16 protein-coding genes are annotated in these 19,459 nt (G+C 48.9%); 7 read left to right on the forward strand and 9 right to left on the reverse strand.

Translation table 11 applies throughout. The features are described from left to right. Window positions 1-3 precede the first annotated feature (3 nt). Window positions 4-1,350, forward strand: a complete 1,347-nt coding sequence (locus GJR95_RS20300; protein ID WP_162387596.1) for a TolC family protein — start codon at window positions 4-6, stop codon at window positions 1,348-1,350. 230 nt (window positions 1,351-1,580) lie between these two features. Then, window positions 1,581-1,988, forward strand: a complete 408-nt coding sequence (locus tag GJR95_RS20305) for a VOC family protein (protein ID WP_162387597.1) — start codon at window positions 1,581-1,583, stop codon at window positions 1,986-1,988. A 53-nt stretch (window positions 1,989-2,041) separates the two neighbouring features. Here GJR95_RS20305 and GJR95_RS20310 read toward each other — a convergent pair whose 3' ends face one another. Then, entirely contained in the window at window positions 2,042-3,037 is a 996-nt protein-coding gene (locus tag GJR95_RS20310) for an ankyrin repeat domain-containing protein (RefSeq protein WP_162387598.1), read from the reverse strand. 352 nt (window positions 3,038-3,389) lie between these two features. Here GJR95_RS20310 and GJR95_RS20315 point away from each other — a divergent pair, with 352 nt between their 5' ends. Beyond that, window positions 3,390-3,857 (forward strand): DUF3592 domain-containing protein, encoded by a 468-nt coding sequence (locus GJR95_RS20315; protein ID WP_162387599.1) that lies wholly within the window; start codon window positions 3,390-3,392, stop codon window positions 3,855-3,857. Window positions 3,858-3,912: 55 nt separating this feature from the next. Here the strand turns inward: GJR95_RS20315 and GJR95_RS20320 are convergent, their stop codons facing one another. Then, a complete protein-coding gene (locus GJR95_RS20320) occupies window positions 3,913-7,134 on the reverse strand; it encodes a sensor histidine kinase (protein WP_162387600.1) in 3,222 nt (1,073 codons plus the stop codon). A gap of 113 nt (window positions 7,135-7,247) precedes the next feature. After that, window positions 7,248-8,174, reverse strand: a complete 927-nt coding sequence (locus GJR95_RS20325) for an alpha/beta fold hydrolase (RefSeq protein WP_162387601.1) — start codon at window positions 8,172-8,174, stop codon at window positions 7,248-7,250. Between the two features lie 275 nt (window positions 8,175-8,449). Between GJR95_RS20325 and GJR95_RS20330 the strand changes: the two genes are divergently transcribed. The 3 genes from GJR95_RS20330 to GJR95_RS20340 are packed head-to-tail and all read left to right on the forward strand — an operon-like array spanning window position 8,450 to window position 11,289. Beyond that, a complete protein-coding gene (locus GJR95_RS20330) occupies window positions 8,450-9,691 on the forward strand; it encodes a histidine kinase (RefSeq protein ID WP_232541254.1) in 1,242 nt (413 codons plus the stop codon). Beyond that, window positions 9,688-10,428, forward strand: a complete 741-nt coding sequence (locus tag GJR95_RS20335) for a LytR/AlgR family response regulator transcription factor (protein WP_162387603.1) — start codon at window positions 9,688-9,690, stop codon at window positions 10,426-10,428. The genes GJR95_RS20330 and GJR95_RS20335 overlap by 4 nt, the downstream gene beginning before the upstream one ends. Before the next feature lie 27 nt (window positions 10,429-10,455). Next, the gene (locus GJR95_RS20340) at window positions 10,456-11,289 is read left to right on the forward strand and encodes a hypothetical protein (RefSeq protein WP_162387604.1); all 834 of its coding nucleotides are present in this window, start codon (window positions 10,456-10,458) and stop codon (window positions 11,287-11,289) included. 73 nt (window positions 11,290-11,362) lie between these two features. Here the strand turns inward: GJR95_RS20340 and GJR95_RS20345 are convergent, their stop codons facing one another. The 6 genes from GJR95_RS20345 to GJR95_RS20370 all read right to left on the reverse strand — a co-directional run bounded on the left by GJR95_RS20345 (window position 11,363) and on the right by GJR95_RS20370 (window position 18,394). Then, complete coding sequence (locus tag GJR95_RS20345) at window positions 11,363-14,128, reverse strand: VWA domain-containing protein (RefSeq protein WP_162387605.1); 2,766 nt, start codon at window positions 14,126-14,128, stop codon at window positions 11,363-11,365. Between the two features lie 160 nt (window positions 14,129-14,288). Beyond that, on the reverse strand, window positions 14,289-15,005 hold the full coding sequence (locus GJR95_RS20350; protein ID WP_162387606.1) for a hypothetical protein: 717 nt from the start codon (window positions 15,003-15,005) through the stop codon (window positions 14,289-14,291). A gap of 2 nt (window positions 15,006-15,007) precedes the next feature. Continuing rightward, entirely contained in the window at window positions 15,008-15,577 is a 570-nt protein-coding gene (locus tag GJR95_RS20355) for a hypothetical protein (RefSeq protein ID WP_232541255.1), read from the reverse strand. A gap of 259 nt (window positions 15,578-15,836) precedes the next feature. Beyond that, entirely contained in the window at window positions 15,837-16,586 is a 750-nt protein-coding gene (locus GJR95_RS20360; RefSeq protein WP_162387607.1) for a DUF1223 domain-containing protein, read from the reverse strand. A gap of 234 nt (window positions 16,587-16,820) precedes the next feature. After that, window positions 16,821-17,636: a molybdopterin-dependent oxidoreductase gene (locus tag GJR95_RS20365; protein ID WP_162387608.1), complete on the reverse strand. Its 816-nt coding sequence runs from the start codon at window positions 17,634-17,636 to the stop codon at window positions 16,821-16,823. Further along, window positions 17,633-18,394, reverse strand: coding sequence for a cytochrome b/b6 domain-containing protein (locus GJR95_RS20370; RefSeq protein WP_162387609.1), 762 nt, complete (start codon window positions 18,392-18,394; stop codon window positions 17,633-17,635). Before GJR95_RS20370 ends, GJR95_RS20365 begins: the two co-directional genes overlap by 4 nt. Window positions 18,395-18,687: 293 nt before the next feature. On the opposite strand from GJR95_RS20370, the gene GJR95_RS20375 reads away from it, so the two are divergent. Beyond that, window positions 18,688-19,416 carry a 3-keto-disaccharide hydrolase gene (locus GJR95_RS20375; protein ID WP_162387610.1) on the forward strand — a complete coding sequence of 243 codons (729 nt, stop codon included), beginning with the start codon at window positions 18,688-18,690 and terminating at the stop codon, window positions 19,414-19,416. The last annotated feature ends 43 nt before the right edge of the window (window positions 19,417-19,459 follow it).

A 19,459-nucleotide genomic window follows, 5' to 3' on the forward strand; every position in this document is an offset into this window, starting at 1 on the left:
TTCATGAAACGTATTATTTATACGCTCCTGACTACGCTGATTTTTGTGGGTAGTTGGGGGCTGACTCAGGCTCAGGTTCGCCAGCTAACGATGGACAATGCCGTGAAGCTGGCGCTGGATAAGAACCGGGATTTACAGGTAGCAACGCTGGAAACGGCTAAGTCGGCCCAGAAAGTGGTAGAAGCGCGAAGTTATGCGCTGCCAAACGTAGCAGGATCAGCCCTGTATCAGTATTATTTCAACAAGCAGGTTTCGTTTTTGCCCGGTAGTTTTGTTGGATTGCCCGAAAATCAACTGGCTACCTTCCGGGTGGGAGGCTCGAACGCATTGATTGGGGGCATTGCCGCAACGCAGCCACTCTTCCAGCCGGGTATAAAGTCGGGCATCAAAGCCGCCCAAATTGATGAGGCTGCTACAAACGAAGCATTGGCCGACGTTCGTGCCAGCATCGTTACGGATGTAAAAAAGGCGTATCTGGATGTGCTGATTACGCAGGAACAACTTCGGTTGCAGCAGCAAAGCATTGCCCGGAATGAACAGGCGCTGAAAGATGCACGCTCACTTTTGGCGCAGGGACGAGCCTCTCGTGTCGATACGTTACGGGCCTTCGTGACGGTCGAAAATCTACGTCCGGCCATTATTCAACTGACTAACCGCATCGGAATAACCAAAACCGTTCTGAAACGGACAATGGGTCTGGATGAACAGGAGGCCATCGAGTTACAGGATTCGCTGCGCTACGACAATCCATTGTTGGCGGCTCCTGCTACAACGACGGATGTGTATTTTGAAGCCGTTCAGGCCCGGCCCGAAGTGCGTCGGCTGGAACTGATCGAACAGTTAAATCGGGAGCAAGTGGCCATACAAACGGCAGAGCGACAACCCAAGCTATCGGCAATTGGGCTGGTACAGTCTCAGTCACAGGCCAATAACTTTCGGGTTGATGAGTACAAGTGGCCGGTGAGTTCATATCTTGGGCTGCAATTAAGTGTTCCGATTTTTACTGGTTTTCGTACAAATTCACGGATTCAGCAGGCTCAGATTACACGCCAGCAGACCGAAACACAGGTGGCTAACCTGAAAGAAATTGTTCGGGCGCAGGTAAAAATTGGTTTGGCTAATGTGGAGGAAGCACGTTTACGGATCGAAACGCAACGGCAAACGATCTCGGTTGCAGAGCTAGGTTACCGCATCACCCGCGACCGCTGGAAACAAGGTATTGCCTCACGACTGGATATGTCGGACGCTGAACTCTCGCTTACGCAAGCCAAATCGAATTATCTACAGGCCGTTTATGACTACCTGACGGCTACGGTCAGTCTGGATAAAGTGCTGGGTCGGATCAAGTGATAACCAACTGAGATTTTTCAATTTTAAGCAGGTGTTTTGGGCAATCTAGCCAACGCTTTTTAATTGCCATTGGGGAACGTCGGTTAGTTTTGCCCAAAACACTTGTTACTTACTTCCCGCAAGACTTTGGCATCGAGCCATCGAGTCGTGCCACGGTTACTACTGATACGCAAACAAACCGTGGTACGACTCGATGGCTCGATGCCAAAGTCCTATTCCCAATATACCCTATGAAAACCACAGTAAAAGAACTTCGCCTAATTCTTACCGTCGACAATCTGGATGAACTGATCCGTTTTTACCGGGATACGGTCGGGCTGGAAACATCGAAAGAGTGGCACGAAGAAGCCGGTAACGGTATTATTCTGGATGCCGGTCGGGCATCACTTGAACTGATTGATGCCAAACACGCTGACCGAATCGATCAGATTGAAGTTGGCAAACGGGTGTCAGGTCCGATACGACTGGCGTTGCGTGTGAGCGAACCGATCCCGGCAGCAACCGAAACGCTCGTTGATGGTGGAGCCACATCGGTTGCTCCGCCCACCACCGCGCCCTGGAGTGAAGTATCCCGAGTTCAGGCACCTGATGGGATGCAGATTACGCTATTTGCAACGTCGACGTTAGTGGACAAATGAAAGCTATGAACGTAGTCGTTCATAGTTGAGTAAGCTGGTGATCAATTACCAGCTTACTTACTACTCTGAGCGGCCCGCAGCTTTTTCTTAAAAGCCATAAAATCGGCTGGAGTGTTGCCGTTATCTGCATACAGGTTCTCATAATGAACGACTACGTTGTCGATCATGAAGCCCGTTGGTGTTTGATAGCGAAAATCGGCTCCACGTTCCAGCAATAGCTGGCATACGTCCCAGGCCTGATTGTTAGCGGCATAAAGCAGCGGTGAATAATGCCCCATCCATCCATAATCGGGGTGGATGCTATTCGGATTGGCACCGTGTTCCAGCAGGGCTTTCACTTTTAAAAAGCGATCAGTTTCATAATCGATAGTCGAAAAAAGGATGGGAGCGCCATAGCTGTTGCGGGCGTTCGGGTCAGCACCCTTTTTTAATAATAATTCAAGAACCGCTGCCGAGCCCTGCCGACTTACCCAGATCTGAGTTGGAATACGGGCTGTATCGGTCGTTTGGGTGGTAGCACCATTTGCCAGCAGTAGCTCCATACAGTGCATGGCCTGTTTGGGATTTTCCTGTTCGGTAGCACGAAAGGTCGCGAAATCAAGTAGGGTTACATGATCGTTACCGCTTTCATTGAGCCGTTGCCGAACGGGCGACTGGAGTAAAGTTTGCAGCCGGGGTAAGTCTTCTTTGGCAATGGCTCTTGCGACGTCAAGCAGTGCCGCATCCTGAAAATAATACGAGCCATTGGTAATGGCTTCGTTTTTCTGCTTGTCTAAATACGCGAAAATCCGGTCAGAAACGAAGTTATACGACACCACCAGAACGGGCAGCAGCCCAACCGAAAAGGCGGTTAGCTTCGACCAACGGTAAGGAATGATATTTAGGCCAATAAGTACAGCCAGTAAAATACCGCCAAAGAAAATCAATCCTGTTTCCATACCGATTCCTGCCGCGTCGTTACCCCGACGGTTTATGTTAAAGAAAGAGAAAAGTAGAATGATACCGTAAAGGCCTACTAAAAGCCAATTACTGGTTGTGAGTGTTTTCATGTGTACTGCAAGAATAGACAGCCTGGGTCGAACGCCTGTTTCCTTTTATACGGACATTCGCGACTGATCAAAAGTAGACACAGCATATGGGTTTAGACTAGTCCGAACCAATAACGGGTTGTTTTGGGTAAATAACGGGTAGACGAAGAAGTACAGTTGGCGACGTTCGTTCAATAGCAGCGAATCGACCCGATTAACGCTGCTATTGATTCGTCAGAAAACACAACGGATTGGCTGGATTAACCAGTTATCGGGAAAATTAACCAGTTATACATCCAGAACTGCCGGTTAGTAAGTGAGACTAGGTTAGTCATCGACTGTGCTGCACTTTTGCTCATCCTCTTCAACCATTATGGCAACGACAACGATCCTTCCGCTACTTATCGCCTTTGTTGGCTTGTTCTTTGGGGGTTTATTAATTTTTATTGGCTGGTATCTTTGGTATGATGGGCGCGATCTGCGTAGCAACGGACTTACCGTTACGGCTACCATTCTGAAAAAATTCAGGAAAGATGATCAGGGAGCCTGGGGCAATCTGGAAAGCTATTATGCGCAATGCCAGTTTCATGATCCATCCGGGCAGCCTAAGGAGGTTGATGTATATATGCGGTCGAAGTTATGGTATCAGGTGAGTGAAGGAGCAACGACACAACTGACCTACGTGCCCGACGAATTGGATGAACCTTTGCCCGGCTCACATTTTAACTGGCAGGTACGCGGATTAGCCGGTATTGGTCTGATGGCTTTGGGTATGCTTTTGATTCTGGTGTTAACCTTTGGCGGAATTCAGGAGTGGCTAAGCTCGAATCATGCCTTCTGAGGTTAGCTAATTTTGGGAATGCCTGATCGACGGATCACCCAATATTAGCACGGAACTACTCCTGCCTGATCACTGGTAATTGAATAATCACACGCGTACCCACTGGTTCATTGTTGTCATCGGTTTTGTCGATGACAACTACCCCCGATTCCTTGCCGCTGCGCTGCGTGATAAGCTGTAAGCGCTCTTCGGTCACCTTAAGGCCAACGCTTTTGTGGGCCGAAACGGTTTTACTCTTCAGCTCCTGCGCTTTTTGTCGACCTACTCCATCATCGTCCACAATGCATTCCAGGTGATCGCCCTGACGATTGATGCCGATTGTAATGGTTCCCCGGCTTCGTTTGTGGGCAATGCCGTGCAGGATCGCATTTTCAATATACGGCTGAATAATCATCGGCGGAATGGATAGATTCTCCTGCGCCAGTGATGGATCGGTCGTTAAGGCAAAATCGAATTTACTGTTAAATCGCAGTTGTTCCAGCTCCAGATAAAGTTGCAATTGCTCCACCTCACTGCTAATGGTTACCCACTCCTGACGTGAATTGTCCAGTATCAGCCGCATGAGTCGGGCAAACTTAACCAGATACTTGTCGGCATTGTCGCTATCATTTTGCAGGATAAACAAACGAATGGCGTTCAGTGAGTTATATAAAAAATGTGGATTCATTTGCGACCGTAATGCCTTCATTTCCGAAGCGGCAATTCGTTCGCGGAGTTCACTTTTTTCCTGTTGCTCGCTGGCAACGCGTTTCTCCCGCCATCGGGCAATGGTTACGGTTAATCCCAGTAATGTGCCTAGTGCAAGTAACCGAAACCACCACGTTTGCCAGAAAGGTGCCTGAATTGTCAGGGGTAACCGATAGCCTTCCCGATTCCATACACCGTCGTTGTTGGAGGCAATCACATGCAGGACATAATCGCCAGGAGGCACGTTCGTATAGCTGGCAAATGGTCTATTATTGGTCTGATTCCATCGTTCCTCAAAATTTTCGAGTCGGTAAGCATACTGATTCCCATCCGAGTTGTCGAAACTAAGGGCGGCCATGTCGAACGAAAATGTATGTTGATTCGGCTCAAGATCGATCGCCTGTGGATTGGCTAAAGGACTGGTGAGCAACTCCTGGTCATTGATTCGAAAAGACGTCAGGTAGACAGGAGGAACAAAACGATTCAGCTTGATCTGGTCAGGTTGCAGGTAGACTAACCCGCGCATAGCGCCAAAATAGAGCCGTCCGGTGGAATCGCGAATAATCGATCCCGATTCGAACTCCGACGAAGGAATACCGTCGGCTTCGTCAAAAGCTGTGAATTGTAACCGACGGATATCGAGACACGCCAGCCCCCGGCTCGTGCTGATCCAAAGGCTGTCACCGGCTAAGTGAAGGGCTGCAATATCGTTTTTAGGTAATCCGTGCCGGGTTGTGTAGGTACTTAACTGTCGGGTGCGCTGGTTCAGGCAAGTCAGGCCATTGTCGGTCCCCATCCATATTCGGCCATAACGATCTTCGACAAAATCGGTCACGCCCTCATCGGGAAGGCTATTGGGGTTATCATCCTCGTGGGTATATTCGGCCAGTAGTTTCAGGTCCGGACTGATCTTGAGCACGGGACCAAGGCCACCTACCCATAGATTGTTTTCGTTGTCGAGGTAAAGGGTGTTATAGTTTTTGCCGGGTAGTTGCCGGATTCGCTCGTCGTTAAACTGATTGCTGAACGTCTGGGTTTTAGGGTCATAAATCGTTAGCTTCTCATTTGTGCCAATAAAAACCCGGCCATCGGGAGCCTGAATGACATTAAAAACCTGGTGGCCTGCTACGAAATCCCGACGGGTTGGATTGAAAGCTGGATAGAGGGTTGGGTTTTCCGACGAGGGCAAACAACGGATGTGTTCAAATCGACTGGTCGTTGGGTTGAGCACATCGAGGCCGGTAGGTGTCCCGACCCACACGGGGCCTTTTCTGTCGGCCAGTATTGTATACGTCCAGTTGTCAGTAAGGCTATGCGGGTCCTGTGGGTTATGTCGATAAAGACGATAAGCCCGGGTTTTGGGATTGACCCATAGAATGCCATCCCGCGTTGATATCCAGAGACAATTTTTTCGATCCATGGACAATCGGCTCGCATCGAGCCCCAGCGTTGAGGCTGGCCGATAGCTAATATCATCGAAGAGCGAGTTTATTTTATTGATGGTTGGGTTAAACCAGCTAACACCGGCATCATCGGTAGCAACCCATACCACGCCACTCTGGTCTTCAAACAAGGCTTTTACGGAGTTGGAAACCAGACTTCTCGGATTGGTTTCATCACTGACATAGGCTGAAAATAGATTTTTATCGGGATCATACCGATATAACCCTCCGGTGGCGACACCTGCCCACAACACGCCGGTTTTGGTCAGAAGCAGCGCTGATATTTCCTGCTTGAGGGGCGGCATCGGCAGATACCGGAACACGCCAGTGTTTGGGTTGAGGATGGCAATTTGCCCTGTGTGGGTCCCAATCAGTAGCTCTTTTGTTCGGGGGTTCTGGATCATCGCCGACACGTAATTATGCGGTAATGACCCCGCAACGGAATCGCTATGGAGAAACGTTTTGAACTGTTTCGTTTTACGATTGTAGGCATAAAGTCCAAACTGACTGCCGACCCAAAGAGTTGGCCCATCGATCAACACCCGGCGAATTGAATTGGCGGCCTGCCGTGAGGTTGAATCGGCTGGCATAGGCAGTCGTCGGGCCTTAGCCGTGACGGGGTTAAAAGCAATAATGCCACCGCTGGTTGCCACCCAGAAGAGACCATCTGAACTTTCTACAGCTCCCCGAACAAGATTACAGCCGCTTCCCAGCGTGGCGAAGGAGTATCGTTGGAAGGACTGTTTCTTGGGCAGAAACCGGTTTAAGCCTTTTTGGGTACCAACCCAGATCGTGCCGTTTCTGGATTTGAAAACACTGCGTACAATGCGGTGCGATAAAGAATGTGGATTACCCGTCTGACGGCTATAATAAATACAACGGATGCCATCGTAACGAACCAGGCCTGTGATCGTACCCAGCCACATGAAACCGAGACTGTCCTGAGCGATTGAGGTAGTATAATTTGTAGGTAACCCCTGACGAAGGGTCAGCCGCTGAAATAAAACCGTAGGTGACTGACCCTGGGTGATGCCACCACAAAGGATTAATAAGCCTAGTAACCACCGATTACGACACTGGTAGATGCTACCCGTCTGCTTATACTTACCCGCTTTTGTCGAACTGTTCCTTAGCTGACCAATATCCATACAAAGTACTCCCCTGTCGCAGCTATTATTAGCTGACGAAGCGAATATAAACGCTATTTTACCGTAAATCGAGAATGGATTTAGTCGACCCTTGACGGAATAGGCTGATTCGTTTACGCAGGCTGAGGAATCGATGCCTTTTCGAGCAGGTCATACATGAGATTAATTGCTTCTTTAGACGTTTCGATCCCATGAGCCGTGGCAGGTAAGACGCTGATACCACGGAGCGATTGAATGTATTGCTTCGCGATTCGAATGGTTCCGTCGGGCGGAAACAGCAGGTCTTTAGCACCTACGATCAGAAAAATATCGGTCGTCAGTCGTTCCAGCTCTTCTTTGCGGAGCGGCTCCGGATAATCTCCTCTGAATTTATGCTGCATGAGCGCATAGAGCAGATAATCGCTGATCAGGTTCTTATAAGCTGGTGGAAGGTCGTGAGTAGGCGGGCAGAAAATGGCGTTATCGAGGAATCTGGCCAGATTCGACTTGGTTGGCAGAACGATTGGCAGAAGATTATAATACAAATTCCGGATCGAAAACGAGAAGGGACGAATCCCGGCTGGATTCATTAAGATGGCTTTTTCGACTCGCTCTGGCGATTGCAAACACAGCTTCATGCAGATGAGCCCACCCAGAGAAGCGCCAGCAATGATCGTTTTTTCAATGTGAAGGCCATCGAGCACATCGGTAGCCCATCGGCCATAATCCATTGTTTTTATCGCCGGGTTATGGCCATGACTTAACGAAGGCTGCCCGTTTACATCCGTAATATAAATCCGGTAATTGTGCCGGAAAGGGCGTAGCGCATTGTCCATGTCCCAGAACAACCCACAGGTACGGGCACCCGGAAAAATGACAATTGTTTTGCTGGCCGGCAGGTGGGTGTTGCAGGCCCAAACGCGCGTATGGCCGAAAGAGGTCTGAACCGTGATTCGTTTGTATTGAAAGCCGTTTAAATACTCGACCTCTTTATTCCAGTTTTCCAGAAATGTACTGGCTTCGGCTGGTTCGTGAAACGTAGATACACGGGACGGATTCATAGCGGATGACCGGAGGAACAGTCTTTTGAGTTGGTCAAACATAAGGGGAAACAATGGCAAGCAGTAGGTAGAACTAACAGTTGGTGGCAATCGACCGATAGCTGGTGCTTATGAGTCAATAACTTGTTTGGGGTGCATCCGGACCTGCTACAGCTGGTAGTTATTCGTACAATCAGCCAGTTGTTCGCCCAAACCGACTAGTTACGGATTGGGACTACCTTATTAACTAAAAGGAATGTTCCTTTGACCTTGATCTAACCTAACATGTGTCACGTGTGGCAAGTAATGAGAAAATTCGTCAGTCGATCAATCACCGACAGTCCTTAAAAAATGAGCTGGAAGCCGAACGGATCATCAATGCGTTCGCGATGTCGCTGCTGGAGCAGACCACAGTAGAAGATGTGCTTTGGGATGTAGCAAAAAACTGTATTGCCCGATTGAATTTTGTTGATTGTGTTATTTATCAACTCGATAAAGAGCGGAATGTATTGGTGCAGCAAGCTGCGCATGGTCCTAAAAGCATGCCGATGAACGTGATTCTTCAACCCATCGAAATCCCACTTGGATCGGGCATCGTAGGTGCAGTTGCTGAGAGCGGTCGGGCTGAACTGATTGGTGATACCTCGCTCGACAAGCGGTATATTGCCGACGATGCTGTTCGCTATTCAGAGATTACAGTACCGATCTGGGTAAATGGCCAGGTGTGGGGCGTGCTGGATGCTGAGCACCCGCAGAAGAATTTCTTTATGCCCCGGCATCTGAAAATCCTGTCGACAGTAGCGGCATTGTGCGCTCAGAAAATTAAGCAGGCCGACGTTGAACAGGCCTACCGACAGGCCGAGCGTCAATTAATGGAAACCAAAAAACGGGTTGCCGAAACCAAGCTTATGGCGCTTCGGATGCAGATGAATCCGCATTTTATTTTTAACAGCCTGAATTCCATCAATAAATTTATTTTGCAAAATGATGTTGATCGTGCGTCGGATCTGCTAACAAAGTTTTCCCGGCTGATCAGGCAGGTGCTGGCTAACTCTAAAACCGAATGGGTATCGTTGCGCAATGAACTGAAAGTGTTGCAAATTTATGTGGAGCTGGAACAGCTTCGGTGCGACAATAAATTCGAGGTTAAATTAAATGTCAGCGACGACCTGGATCAGGACGTGCTCCATGTGCCTTTGCTGATCACCCAACCCTATGTCGAAAATGCGATCTGGCATGGTTTGCTGCCAATGAAAGAGGGCGTGCCGGTGTTACAGATTGATTGCTGTAAGCATAACAACCAACTGATTATCGACATTCAGGACAATGGCATTGGCCGGGAAGCGTCTGGGCGGCTCCGGACAAACAGCCTGACGGCTCATAAATCGCACGGAATTACCATTACCGAGGAACGCTTAAATCTGGTGAATGAGATGTATGGGGCCGATGCCTGTATTACCATAACCGATCAGTATAAAGCCGGAGGAGCGCCGGCTGGAACTCACGTTCGCTTCACCCAAAAACTACTCAATCAATGACCGCTATTCTTGTTGACGACGAAAAACACTGCCGTGATGTGCTGGCTCTATTGCTGGCCAAATATTGCCCCACGGTTAATTTACTGGCTTCCTGTGCCGATGGGCGGGAAGGGGTAGAGGCTATTGAGCAACACCACCCTGACCTGGTTTTTCTGGATATTGAAATGCCGGGCATGAGTGGTTTCGATATGCTCGAAGCCTGCCGCTTTACCGATTTTCGGGTCATTTTTACGACCGCTTACAATGAGTATGCCATTCAGGCCATTCGGCATAACGCACTGGACTACATCCTGAAACCAGTTGATAAAGATGAACTGATACAGGCTGTAGCAAAGGCCAAACAGGATAAAGAAAGCCGTTCATCGTCGAAGGTAGACCACTTTGTCGAATACCTGACCCGGCAGAAGCTTGGCGATCGGATTGCTTTGCCAACGATGGAAGGGCTACAGATTCTGAAAGCAGAGGACATCTATTACTGTGAGTCTGATGGGGGCTACACGCACTTTTTCCTGACTAGTGGCAAAGCTGTCCTGATTTCCAAGACGCTTAAAGAAGTAGAAGAGGTTCTGGAAAATAAAGGGTTCTGCCGGGTGCATCATGGCTTCCTGATTAATCTGCGCTATGTGCAGCGGTATATTCGGGGCGACGGTGGTGAGGTGGTCATGGAAAACAATAAAACCTTACCCGTATCACGCAATAAAAAACAGGAGTTTCTGAGTCTGCTGGAAAAAATATGAAGACCAGTTCAACCAACGCTATGTCTGATGTTTTACCGATTAGTACTCATCCGTTGTTGCGCTTTCCTGTCACTGGCCCTGTTATTTATGCGTTGTGGTAGATCAGATCTGTCTATGGGCGCTGTCACCGATCCGGCTTTGCTTCAGGTAAATATCGTTGTTCATCGACGGGTTTGCTACGATGGAAACTCCAGTAGCATTAAAGCGTATCTAAAAGATCAGTCTGGTAAGACTGTAGCGAACCGCGCTATTCAGATTCGTGCCAATGGTCACCCTTTGCGGCTGAATAATGGCTCATCAAACTATTACGGAGCCTTTCCCTACTATGAATTATTGGCAGGTTCGGATGAAAGCGTTCGCGGGGGTGAAACATATGTATTCACCATGATACTCACGGATGGCAAGGAGTATGAAGTAGGGCGCATTCAGGCGCATCCCGATCTGACTACGCAGCAACTAGCCCTGCCGGCCGACCATTCGCGTAAGAAACCCCTACAAGTGAACTGGCAAGGTGTTGAACCTGGTAATTACTGGCTGTCGCTCTGGAAGCGCTGGCAGGGTGAAACGACGCATAGCCAGATGACGGTTTCTAAGATCAGCGAGACAAAAAACCAGTGGGGCAGCATCATTGAAGAAGAGGGAAGTGCTGACCAGGCCGACTACATCACCATCGATGTAGGCACAGGTTCAGGCTCGCACCTGATTCCCGTTTCTTATCTAAAAGGCCCCAAAGCCCGGTTCAATGCGCTGAGCCTGATGCTGACTTCAATTAAAACGATAAAAATTACGGAGTCTTTTCGGGCGGGTAGCGATATCACCAGCGAACACTCGACCTTTTACCGGGTTAACGTTATCGACTAGTGCCCTGGCCAATCTAAACCTATAAGCCGGGCCGCCGATGCGGTTTTTGAAACCTTATAGGTTTGTCACTAGTCTAAGGTACTTTCTTGGCCTGTGCTTCCAGAATCAATTGGCCATTCGCGTTATCCTGTGTGATGTGCGTGTACGTGCCTTTACCGAGACTCGCTAATTTTTTAAGATTGTTGCTCTTGACTTCTTTTCGGCCAAATGTGAAAACGGTCAGATAGAGATCCTGACCAGCAGACTCATTGACTAGTTGGTACGTCTCGTCGCTGATTGGAAATTCACCATCGGTAGCCAGAATAATCCGGTTGTTGCCTGCCCGGATGTATTGTTTGTCGGCCACTTTGTAGGCCAGGCGAATACCGCCATTACCGTCGGTGTCGCCGTCGGATTGAAGTCGGTCGATAACCTGGGCAATTTCATCAATATTACTGCCCGACGTAGGCTTCAGCGCAATGCGTGCTTTACCCGAATAAACGACAATCGAAATGTGATCTTCGGGGCGTAATAAGGCCAGGAGTGATTTGATGGATTTTTTCAGAAGAGGCAACTTGTAGGGCGAATCCATTGATGCCGATACGTCCAGTAATAAGACCATATTGTTAGCCGCAAAGCCTTTCAGCGAATTGGCGTACTCCTGCCGACCCGAGCGATCAATATACACGGTATCTACCGTCGACTGCTTCACATAAACGGTGTCATGCAGAATGGTCGTTCCGTTGGTGGTGGGCGTTGGTGTCGATGCCACGCTAACAGAAACCGGGGGTTCAGAAACCGGTTTAGTCATGGCTACAGGTTTGTTATCAGATCGATTTTCGGGCTCTGATTGGGTAGGTATAGATTTTGTGGGAGTCGATCGGCGGAACGCGAACATATTGGGCTGATTGACCGCCTTTAACACACCGCTTTTAGCGAGTTCGCTGAACTTGTTGTATTCGTAGACTAGCTGATTGTTGAAAAAATAGTAGAACTCTTCGTACGGATGTGCGCCATAAGAAGATGACTTCGTTTTGGCGACCTGAGATTTTTCGGCGAACCGGAGCGAGTTCTCCGCGATGTCTTCATAGGGCGAGTAGGGGCACAGACCGTTATTTCGCCCCAGACGTTTCAGTCCTGCCAGATTCTGGTACTCATCCTGAATCAGCTTCCGTGCATCGGCGGTGAGTTTGTCGGTTATCGGCAATTGGGCTGCCTCACCTTTCATGAAGGCTTTAACACCGAACAGGATTTCTTTGTCGTCGTCCAGCGTTTTCTGAAGGGCTTTTCCGGCCACCTGCCAGGAGTCAGATGGATTGCGGAGTGGATAGCTTTCATGAACGCGCCGGACATCCTGGTATAATTTTTCTTTTTTCTGGTCAAAGGCATCGATCAGGTAGGCATAACGGTCCAGAATAGCATCGGAACGCTGCATGTGATCCTGCACGTATAGTTTCTGGCTGGTGTAGCCAATCAATTCAATGCTCAGGCCATCCATTTCTTTCAGCATACTCAACAGTACCTCGGCCTGCCCGTTGATGGAAGCACGATAGGGCTGAGGTATATGACTACTTTCGACCTGGAGGAGCTGAAATTCAGAGATGGGCACTTTATACTCATCGTGCGAATAGGTCAGATTGCCGCGTCGGCTGGTTGGCGATGGATCACGGTAATAGTCGGCCGTAGACTGGTAATTCCGCAGACTCAGCTGGAGGTGATTCATCTGTCGCAGCGATTCATTGATGAATTCGACATAAGCGGTTAGTGCCCGAAAGGTTGCATAATCAGCGGGTTTATCGGCCGGTTTGATCGTGAACGGTGCAGGCGGAACGTCGCGAAAAGGTGCTGTACGGGTTACGGCTTCTGCTTGCTGCTGGGGCGCTTCGAACGCAAAAACTGGGCTAAATTTGGGATAGGCCAGTAAGTGTTTGGTTGTTCTGCTGTAATCGACAAAGGATTGCTGCCAACTTCGCAGATCATTGTTGTAATGATTGATGAGCGAAAGGTAGACCTCGTTGCCATGTCGGGTGGTTTGCCGGGCGGCAAATGTATTGTCATCAACGGCCCGTTTCTTTACATCCTGAATGGTTTGTAAGGCCTCTTTAAACGAAGCGAGCATACTGGAAGCTGGATAGCCAATAACGGATTCAGCCTTCCCAAACGTCGACAGGCTTTTAACATCAGCCAGCATGCTCTTCTGAACCCGTTCAACCGGCCAGTTTGACTGACCATTCTCATCCATATAATACGATAGGGAGTCGAGTAGTTGAATCTGGCTCTGTAGAACCTGCTCCATTTCTTTCTCCGTAAACAGATAAGCGTCTGTTGGAAGATACGGTTGATAGCGTCGGTAAATCCGCTGAATCTGCTTGTAAAAAACGGTTTTGTCGTTGCTAAACTGGCCGAATAGTTTTTGTAGGTCGTTTAATAAGGCGTCCGACTGTTTGAGATTATCGCGTTGGTAATCATTCAGTCTGACGTAGGTTTCCAGTGCTTTACTGGTCTGGTCAAGCTTGGTCAGTACTTGCCAGAGGGCTTTTGTACTTTCGTCCAGGCGTTGTTTCTCCGCGGGTGTTAAACCGTCGGCGGCCAGGGCTTTTTGATAATAATACTCTTCCAGCGGACCCGAAGACGGTAACCTCAATGACTGCCGTGGATTGTTGCGGTACTGCTTCACATCTGCATAATAAGTCTGAATCAGCTGAAATCGGTTCATGACCTCATCGACCGACTGGTTCAGAAAGGCAACATAGTCATTTAGCGACTGCTGGGGCGTATTCTGCACAGAATGCCCGGCCGTAAATGTTGCCGATAGGATCAGTAAGCAGGAGAAAAAAGAAAAAATCAGAAAAGAATGCATGGCCGCGGGTATAGAGCGTATTGGTCTATAAGTTAAGGTGCTACCAAGTTAAGTTTCGGGAGCTGGTATCCGGCAATTGTTTCTAATAAACGGTACGGGATGAGTTCTGTCGTCAACGACAAAACTGGACTTAACTCATGAACCGTGGCGAGGTTCTCAGCTAGTAATACTCTTCATTGGACGGAATGAGCCGAAATCGATAGCGAAGCGTAAGCCCCTGCTGAACGTTTGCCGGTACAACATGCTCCTGATATTGAATGGGCGGTATCCAGTTCGACCATTCCGTCGATTGAGTTGGGTATTTAGGCAGACCCAGGGTGAACAGGACAGGTTCGCCCCGCAAAAACACCCGGACATCCCACGTCTTTACCTGAAACGGTGCTGTTGCCCACGGAAGAATCACAAATGAACCCTCGTCCCGAGCCGATTCGGGTTTCGGAAAGTTGCCGCTGCTCTGGCCACCGGAGTAATCCATAGAAATAACGGAGCTAACCGGTTCACCGCCCAGCAACGATTTATCGGCGCGTGCCTCTACTTCCAGCGCTGCCCAATGCCTGTCATATTGTAGCCTTACTGGCTCTTGCGATGCCTGCATTAACCAGACCACAACCAGGGCCAGAAGGGCAATACCGTCGGCAATCTGGATATAACGCAGATAGGTGGGTAGCAGAAAACGCTGCGTCAGATACCAGGTCAGGAAGAATCCAATGGCGGCTAGCACAAGACCCGCCAGAATGCCAAAATAACCATAGGCAATTGACGAATCACTGCCACCCCCCGAATCTTTCGTTAGCCACCAGACCAGTGTAGCCCCCAGCAACCCAAAAAGAACGGCAACGCACAGGCTGGCAATCAGTACAGTAAGTAAACGTTCCATGTTTATTCGGCGCTCAGGTTTAAAATTTCGTTGATAAACCAGCGATTATTGATTTTAACCAGTCGGAATTCGTAGTTATAGAGGAGCAGGAGCTTAACCGTAGCCCGATCCTGCCGAACCTTAACAGTTTCGATTTTCAGTGTTTTTAGGGATGCTAACTGTTGATCGACATCCTGGCTGAGCAAAACCAGATCGTACTCAAAGCCAAGCGGAGGCCCTTCGTTTTGCGGACTGGCCCGAAAACCCGCCTGCCGTTCATTAAAATAGGTTCGCCATTCCGTGAGATAAGCATCTGTCAGCAGGTGGCTGCTACGGAGATAGGCCAGATAACGCTCGCCATTTTTGACATTTACAGAATAGGGCTTACCCGCCTGCTGATTGACCAGAATAATGCGGCTGGCTGAGTCGATGTGGGTTTTGTACCAATGCAGGAAATCCTGTACGGCGCGGCTTGCTTTGTCAGTTTCTGGACTTACAGCCGGTTTGTCCCGCTCACTTCCGCCAATGGCTTTATAAGATCCTGCTGTCGTGAGCAGCAGGATAAAAAGGGTTATGATTAGTCTGGTTTTCATTAGCTCGGTACTGATAATGTGTTTACTAATTGGGTTTTGTTGTGTCAGGAATGAACCCGGCGAAACAAAAGTAGGTGACACCCGAGCCGAGTGCTATGACCAGTTAACAACCGGTAGTATTCAAGAAATAGTGGGGGACTTTGGCACAATAAGGTGTTCGGCTGACCGGGTTGTGACACGAGTAATAAATGACGATTGGTTCTTTATCCTTTGAGACGAAGAAAAATCAATCGTATTGAAAGGCAATTATACCACGATCTTACAGCTGCTTTGCCCCGACAATCTGCTGATTATCCGTTCTCTGAACGTACAGGAGGACGGCCGTTTGTTCGGCTTTCAGACTGTTGGGTAGCGAAAGAACCACGTCGCCGGATGTGCCGGGCTTGTCAACGGTTTTAAACTCCCGGACAATGTTCGTATTAATCAATGTCCGGCCGCCGTTTTCGCCATTTGAAACAGCAGTATGAGCTTCCTTCTGTATTAAGGCAACATTGACCCGATAAGGGCCCACAGCCGACAACTCGTACTTTACTTTTATGCGCCCTGCATTATGCGTCAGACTTCCATCGATATCCACGAAAGCTGAGGCTGGTTGCTGTTGAATAGCCTGAATAGCTTGTTGAATACGTCCCCGCTGTCCGCCAATCACGTTCTGCTTGCCGTTGATGACAAGCTGGGGCGTGTAGGTTTGCGTTTGCAGAGCCCGATCATACTGCCGCTGGCGATCCGTAAATTGTTTTGTGCTGAATGGGTCCTGCCAGCCCAGCCGATTCCAGTAATCAACGTGGAACGAGAGCCCATAAACCGCCTGCCCCGACCGGGCCGCCTGTTGTGTCAGTTCCTGTAAGGCTTTGTCGGCGGGTGGGCAGCTCGAACATCCCTGTGATGTAAACAACTCCAGTACCACAACTGGTTTAGGCGCTGGCCTGGTCGGTTTTTCCGGGAGTGGGTTGATCGACCCATAGGATGTGGCGGTCAGGACAAACAGCGATAGAAGTAGATGGTTCATGTTGATGCGTAGTTTTGCTTTTTCGACTCACTAGCCAAAGGCGATGCTACCGTTTACAGTCGGTAGTGTGCTGATAGGCAGCTGGTTGTGCAAAGTTGGCTGATGCAAAACCGTGCTACGACTAAAACGATTTTTTAGTTGCCAACCATACACCTCAACGATTGGTTTGTAATTGTAGGGAGCCGTGCCACGGTTTGTTCGCGTATCATGTAACCGTGGCACGGCTCCCTACAATTACAAACCAACATAATAATCGTATCCTCGTTCAGCCCAAAAGTCGCGGGGGCGTTCATCGGCAAAAAACAGCCGACCAATGCGTTTGAGATTTTTGACCCCATATTTTACGGGAATAATGAGCCGAAGCGGAGCTCCGTGTGGAGCCGTAATAGGCTGGCCGTTTAGCTCGTAAGCCAGTAGCGTTTGTGGATGGAGCGCGCTTTCCATATCGATACCAACGTAATAGCCTTTATCGGGTGTTTCCAAACCCATATACTTAAACAGGTCATTGGTAGCGTCGGGATTTGGGGCATTACCGCTATGGGTTCCCAATTTGTAGTGCGCCATAAAATCGGACAACCGAACACCGCTCCAGTGCTGTATCTGGCTCCACCCTTCGATGCACTTGAACTCATAAACGATTTCCTGCTTTGGTAGTGCTTTTATATCGTCGATCGTCAACTGCAACGGCTGCTTGCCCGGCGTTTCGATGGTGAGTTTCCAATCTTCGGGAACGGGTGATTTGAGGCCGTCATAGCCATTTGTCCGCGCTTTGGGAGCCGCTTCTTCAACCGGATAGGTGCGGACCAGGTGCGTGTTACTGAAGTACGTTCGGGCAATTACTTCATTCGTATTCAATACATCCCGCAGTGGTTTTAACGTTCCCATTGCTTTGGGGCTGCGTTTTATCCAGTTATAGATGCCAATAGGAACGACAGAAGCCACAGCAAACCAGCCAAATGATTTCAACATGCGCCGACGAACGGCTGATTCAGGAACCTCTTCTTCCGGAAGTTTCGGTTCACCTTTACTGGATTTCGTTGATGAGCTCATGATAGGGCGGGTCGGGTTGGGGTATCGATTGGCGATAAAGTGGGTTCGAGCGGGCCAACGGGCTGGTCATCGTCGGGTTCAGTGGCTATGGGCTGTTCGGGCAAATTTGCCTTAACAACTTCAACGCCCGTTACCATAGACTGGAAATTATGCCATCCGGCACGGATTACCTGTCCGATATGAACAAAAAAGAAGAGCACATAGCCAATCGTCAGAGCGAAATGTTCGAGTCGGGCGGCTTTATAGCCACCCAGCAGGCTGGTTAACCACGAAAATTGGGTTGGCTTATAGATGGCATAGCCAGTCAGTACTGATCCGACACCCATGAGCATGATCGAGAAATAGGCAATTTTCTGGGCTCCGTTATACTTGATGAATGGCGGCTGGGTTTTGCGCAATCCCAGGTCATAAAGCGTTACCTGAATGGCTTCACGAAACGAGTTCCGATCGGGCACCAGGTGACGCCATTCGCCCGAAATAAATGTATAGCCTACATAGAGCAATCCATTGATCAGAAAGATCCACATGAATACAAAATGCCAGGCCATTCCCTCGGCCAGCCGACGGGGTATATTCAGGAATTTAAAGAATCCATTCGGGAAAAATGTCAGAAGGGTGTAATCGCCAACCTCAATTTTATAGGGATGATAGGCCCAATAGATCAGCAAGCCACTCCAGATCATGACAAACAGAATGGGGAAGTTGATCCAGTGAAACCAGCGAATAGCCAGCGGATGCTTGTGAACAATGCGTTTCATTAGTGAAGTGGTTAAGCCATATACAACATTACGATTTTTGATCTAACAAATAATCAGACTATTGCAGGAGTTTCTTTTCTCTTTGAGCCTTGCCACGGCTCAAAGAGAAAAGAAACTCCTGATAACAGTAAGCATAACTTAGTTTCCCGAAGTCAAGCATTGAGATAACCCCACTGGCCATCCTTCCATTTGAGGAATTGCAGCAAAGAATAGGCTAAAAACGTTTACCGGCAGACATGAGGAGTTAATGAGTCTTTCCTGCTTTTTGAAAGAAAGTAACCCTTCCTTCAACTATGCTTCGTACAATTTTCGGCTTTATTTGCCTTACCAGTTTTGCCTTTACTGGAGCACACGCTCAATCCCTGAACACCTTATCGCCCCAGGAGAAAAAAGAAGGCTGGAAACTCCTCTTCAATGGCAAAAATACGGCTGGCTGGCACACGTATGGTGGCAAAGGCGTCGGTTCATCCTGGCAAATTGATCAGGGAGCGCTGAAGTTAAATGTACCCAATCGGGTTGGTAATAAAGCACCGGATGGGGGCGATTTAGCAACGGATGAGGTTTTTAAAGGCAATTTTGAGTTTAAGGCAGACTGGAAAGTCGAGCGGTTTACGAACAGCGGCATATTTTTCTTTGTGCAGGAAGCCCCTCAATACAAGAATATTTTTGACACAGGTTTAGAGCTTCAGGTGCTCGACGATGCCATCTATGAAGGGGCGGATGAAAATAAACACCGTGCTGGCGACTTCTTCAGTGTGGCCAATGCGCGGGTCCGTGAACTGAAACCGGTTGGCGAATGGAATCAGGTTCATTTTGTTCTTAAAAACAACAAGCTAACCGTTACATTAAATGGTTTTAGTATTCAGGAGCACGACCTGACCAGTGCCGACTGGAAACAGCGGTTAGCATCGAGCAAGCTGAAAAGTGCTCCGATCGGTAAAGGCAACTTTACGGGGCGAATAGGGTTGCAGGATTGGGGTAGCTCTGTGTGGTTTCGCAACGTAAAAATTCGGTCGCTTTAACAGATAGGACTTTCGCTTCGAGCCGTATAGCCGTGCCACGGTT

The organism is Spirosoma endbachense, from assembly GCF_010233585.1.
Classification (GTDB): Bacteria; Bacteroidota; Bacteroidia; order Cytophagales; family Spirosomataceae; genus Spirosoma; species Spirosoma endbachense.

What these genes read in the sequence shown, in the direction of transcription:
- GJR95_RS20310 (WP_162387598.1), bottom strand. Translation starts at nt 3,037, where the DNA reads ATGAAAACACTCACAACCAGTAATTGGCTTTTAGTAGGCCTTTACGGT.
- GJR95_RS20360 (WP_162387607.1), bottom strand. Translation starts at nt 16,586, where the DNA reads ATGAACCATCTACTTCTATCGCTGTTTGTCCTGACCGCCACATCCTAT.
- GJR95_RS20335 (WP_162387603.1), top strand. Translation starts at nt 9,688, where the DNA reads ATGACCGCTATTCTTGTTGACGACGAAAAACACTGCCGTGATGTGCTG.
- GJR95_RS20375 (WP_162387610.1), top strand. Translation starts at nt 18,688, where the DNA reads ATGCTTCGTACAATTTTCGGCTTTATTTGCCTTACCAGTTTTGCCTTT.
- GJR95_RS20320 (WP_162387600.1), bottom strand. Translation starts at nt 7,134, where the DNA reads ATGGATATTGGTCAGCTAAGGAACAGTTCGACAAAAGCGGGTAAGTAT.
- GJR95_RS20350 (WP_162387606.1), bottom strand. Translation starts at nt 15,005, where the DNA reads ATGGAACGTTTACTTACTGTACTGATTGCCAGCCTGTGCGTTGCCGTT.
- GJR95_RS20355 (WP_232541255.1), bottom strand. Translation starts at nt 15,577, where the DNA reads ATGAAAACCAGACTAATCATAACCCTTTTTATCCTGCTGCTCACGACA.
- GJR95_RS20300 (WP_162387596.1), top strand. Translation starts at nt 4, where the DNA reads ATGAAACGTATTATTTATACGCTCCTGACTACGCTGATTTTTGTGGGT.
- GJR95_RS20305 (WP_162387597.1), top strand. Translation starts at nt 1,581, where the DNA reads ATGAAAACCACAGTAAAAGAACTTCGCCTAATTCTTACCGTCGACAAT.
- GJR95_RS20315 (WP_162387599.1), top strand. Translation starts at nt 3,390, where the DNA reads ATGGCAACGACAACGATCCTTCCGCTACTTATCGCCTTTGTTGGCTTG.
- GJR95_RS20365 (WP_162387608.1), bottom strand. Translation starts at nt 17,636, where the DNA reads ATGAGCTCATCAACGAAATCCAGTAAAGGTGAACCGAAACTTCCGGAA.
- GJR95_RS20340 (WP_162387604.1), top strand. Translation starts at nt 10,456, where the DNA reads ATGTTTTACCGATTAGTACTCATCCGTTGTTGCGCTTTCCTGTCACTG.
- GJR95_RS20325 (WP_162387601.1), bottom strand. Translation starts at nt 8,174, where the DNA reads ATGAATCCGTCCCGTGTATCTACGTTTCACGAACCAGCCGAAGCCAGT.
- GJR95_RS20345 (WP_162387605.1), bottom strand. Translation starts at nt 14,128, where the DNA reads ATGCATTCTTTTCTGATTTTTTCTTTTTTCTCCTGCTTACTGATCCTA.
- GJR95_RS20370 (WP_162387609.1), bottom strand. Translation starts at nt 18,394, where the DNA reads ATGAAACGCATTGTTCACAAGCATCCGCTGGCTATTCGCTGGTTTCAC.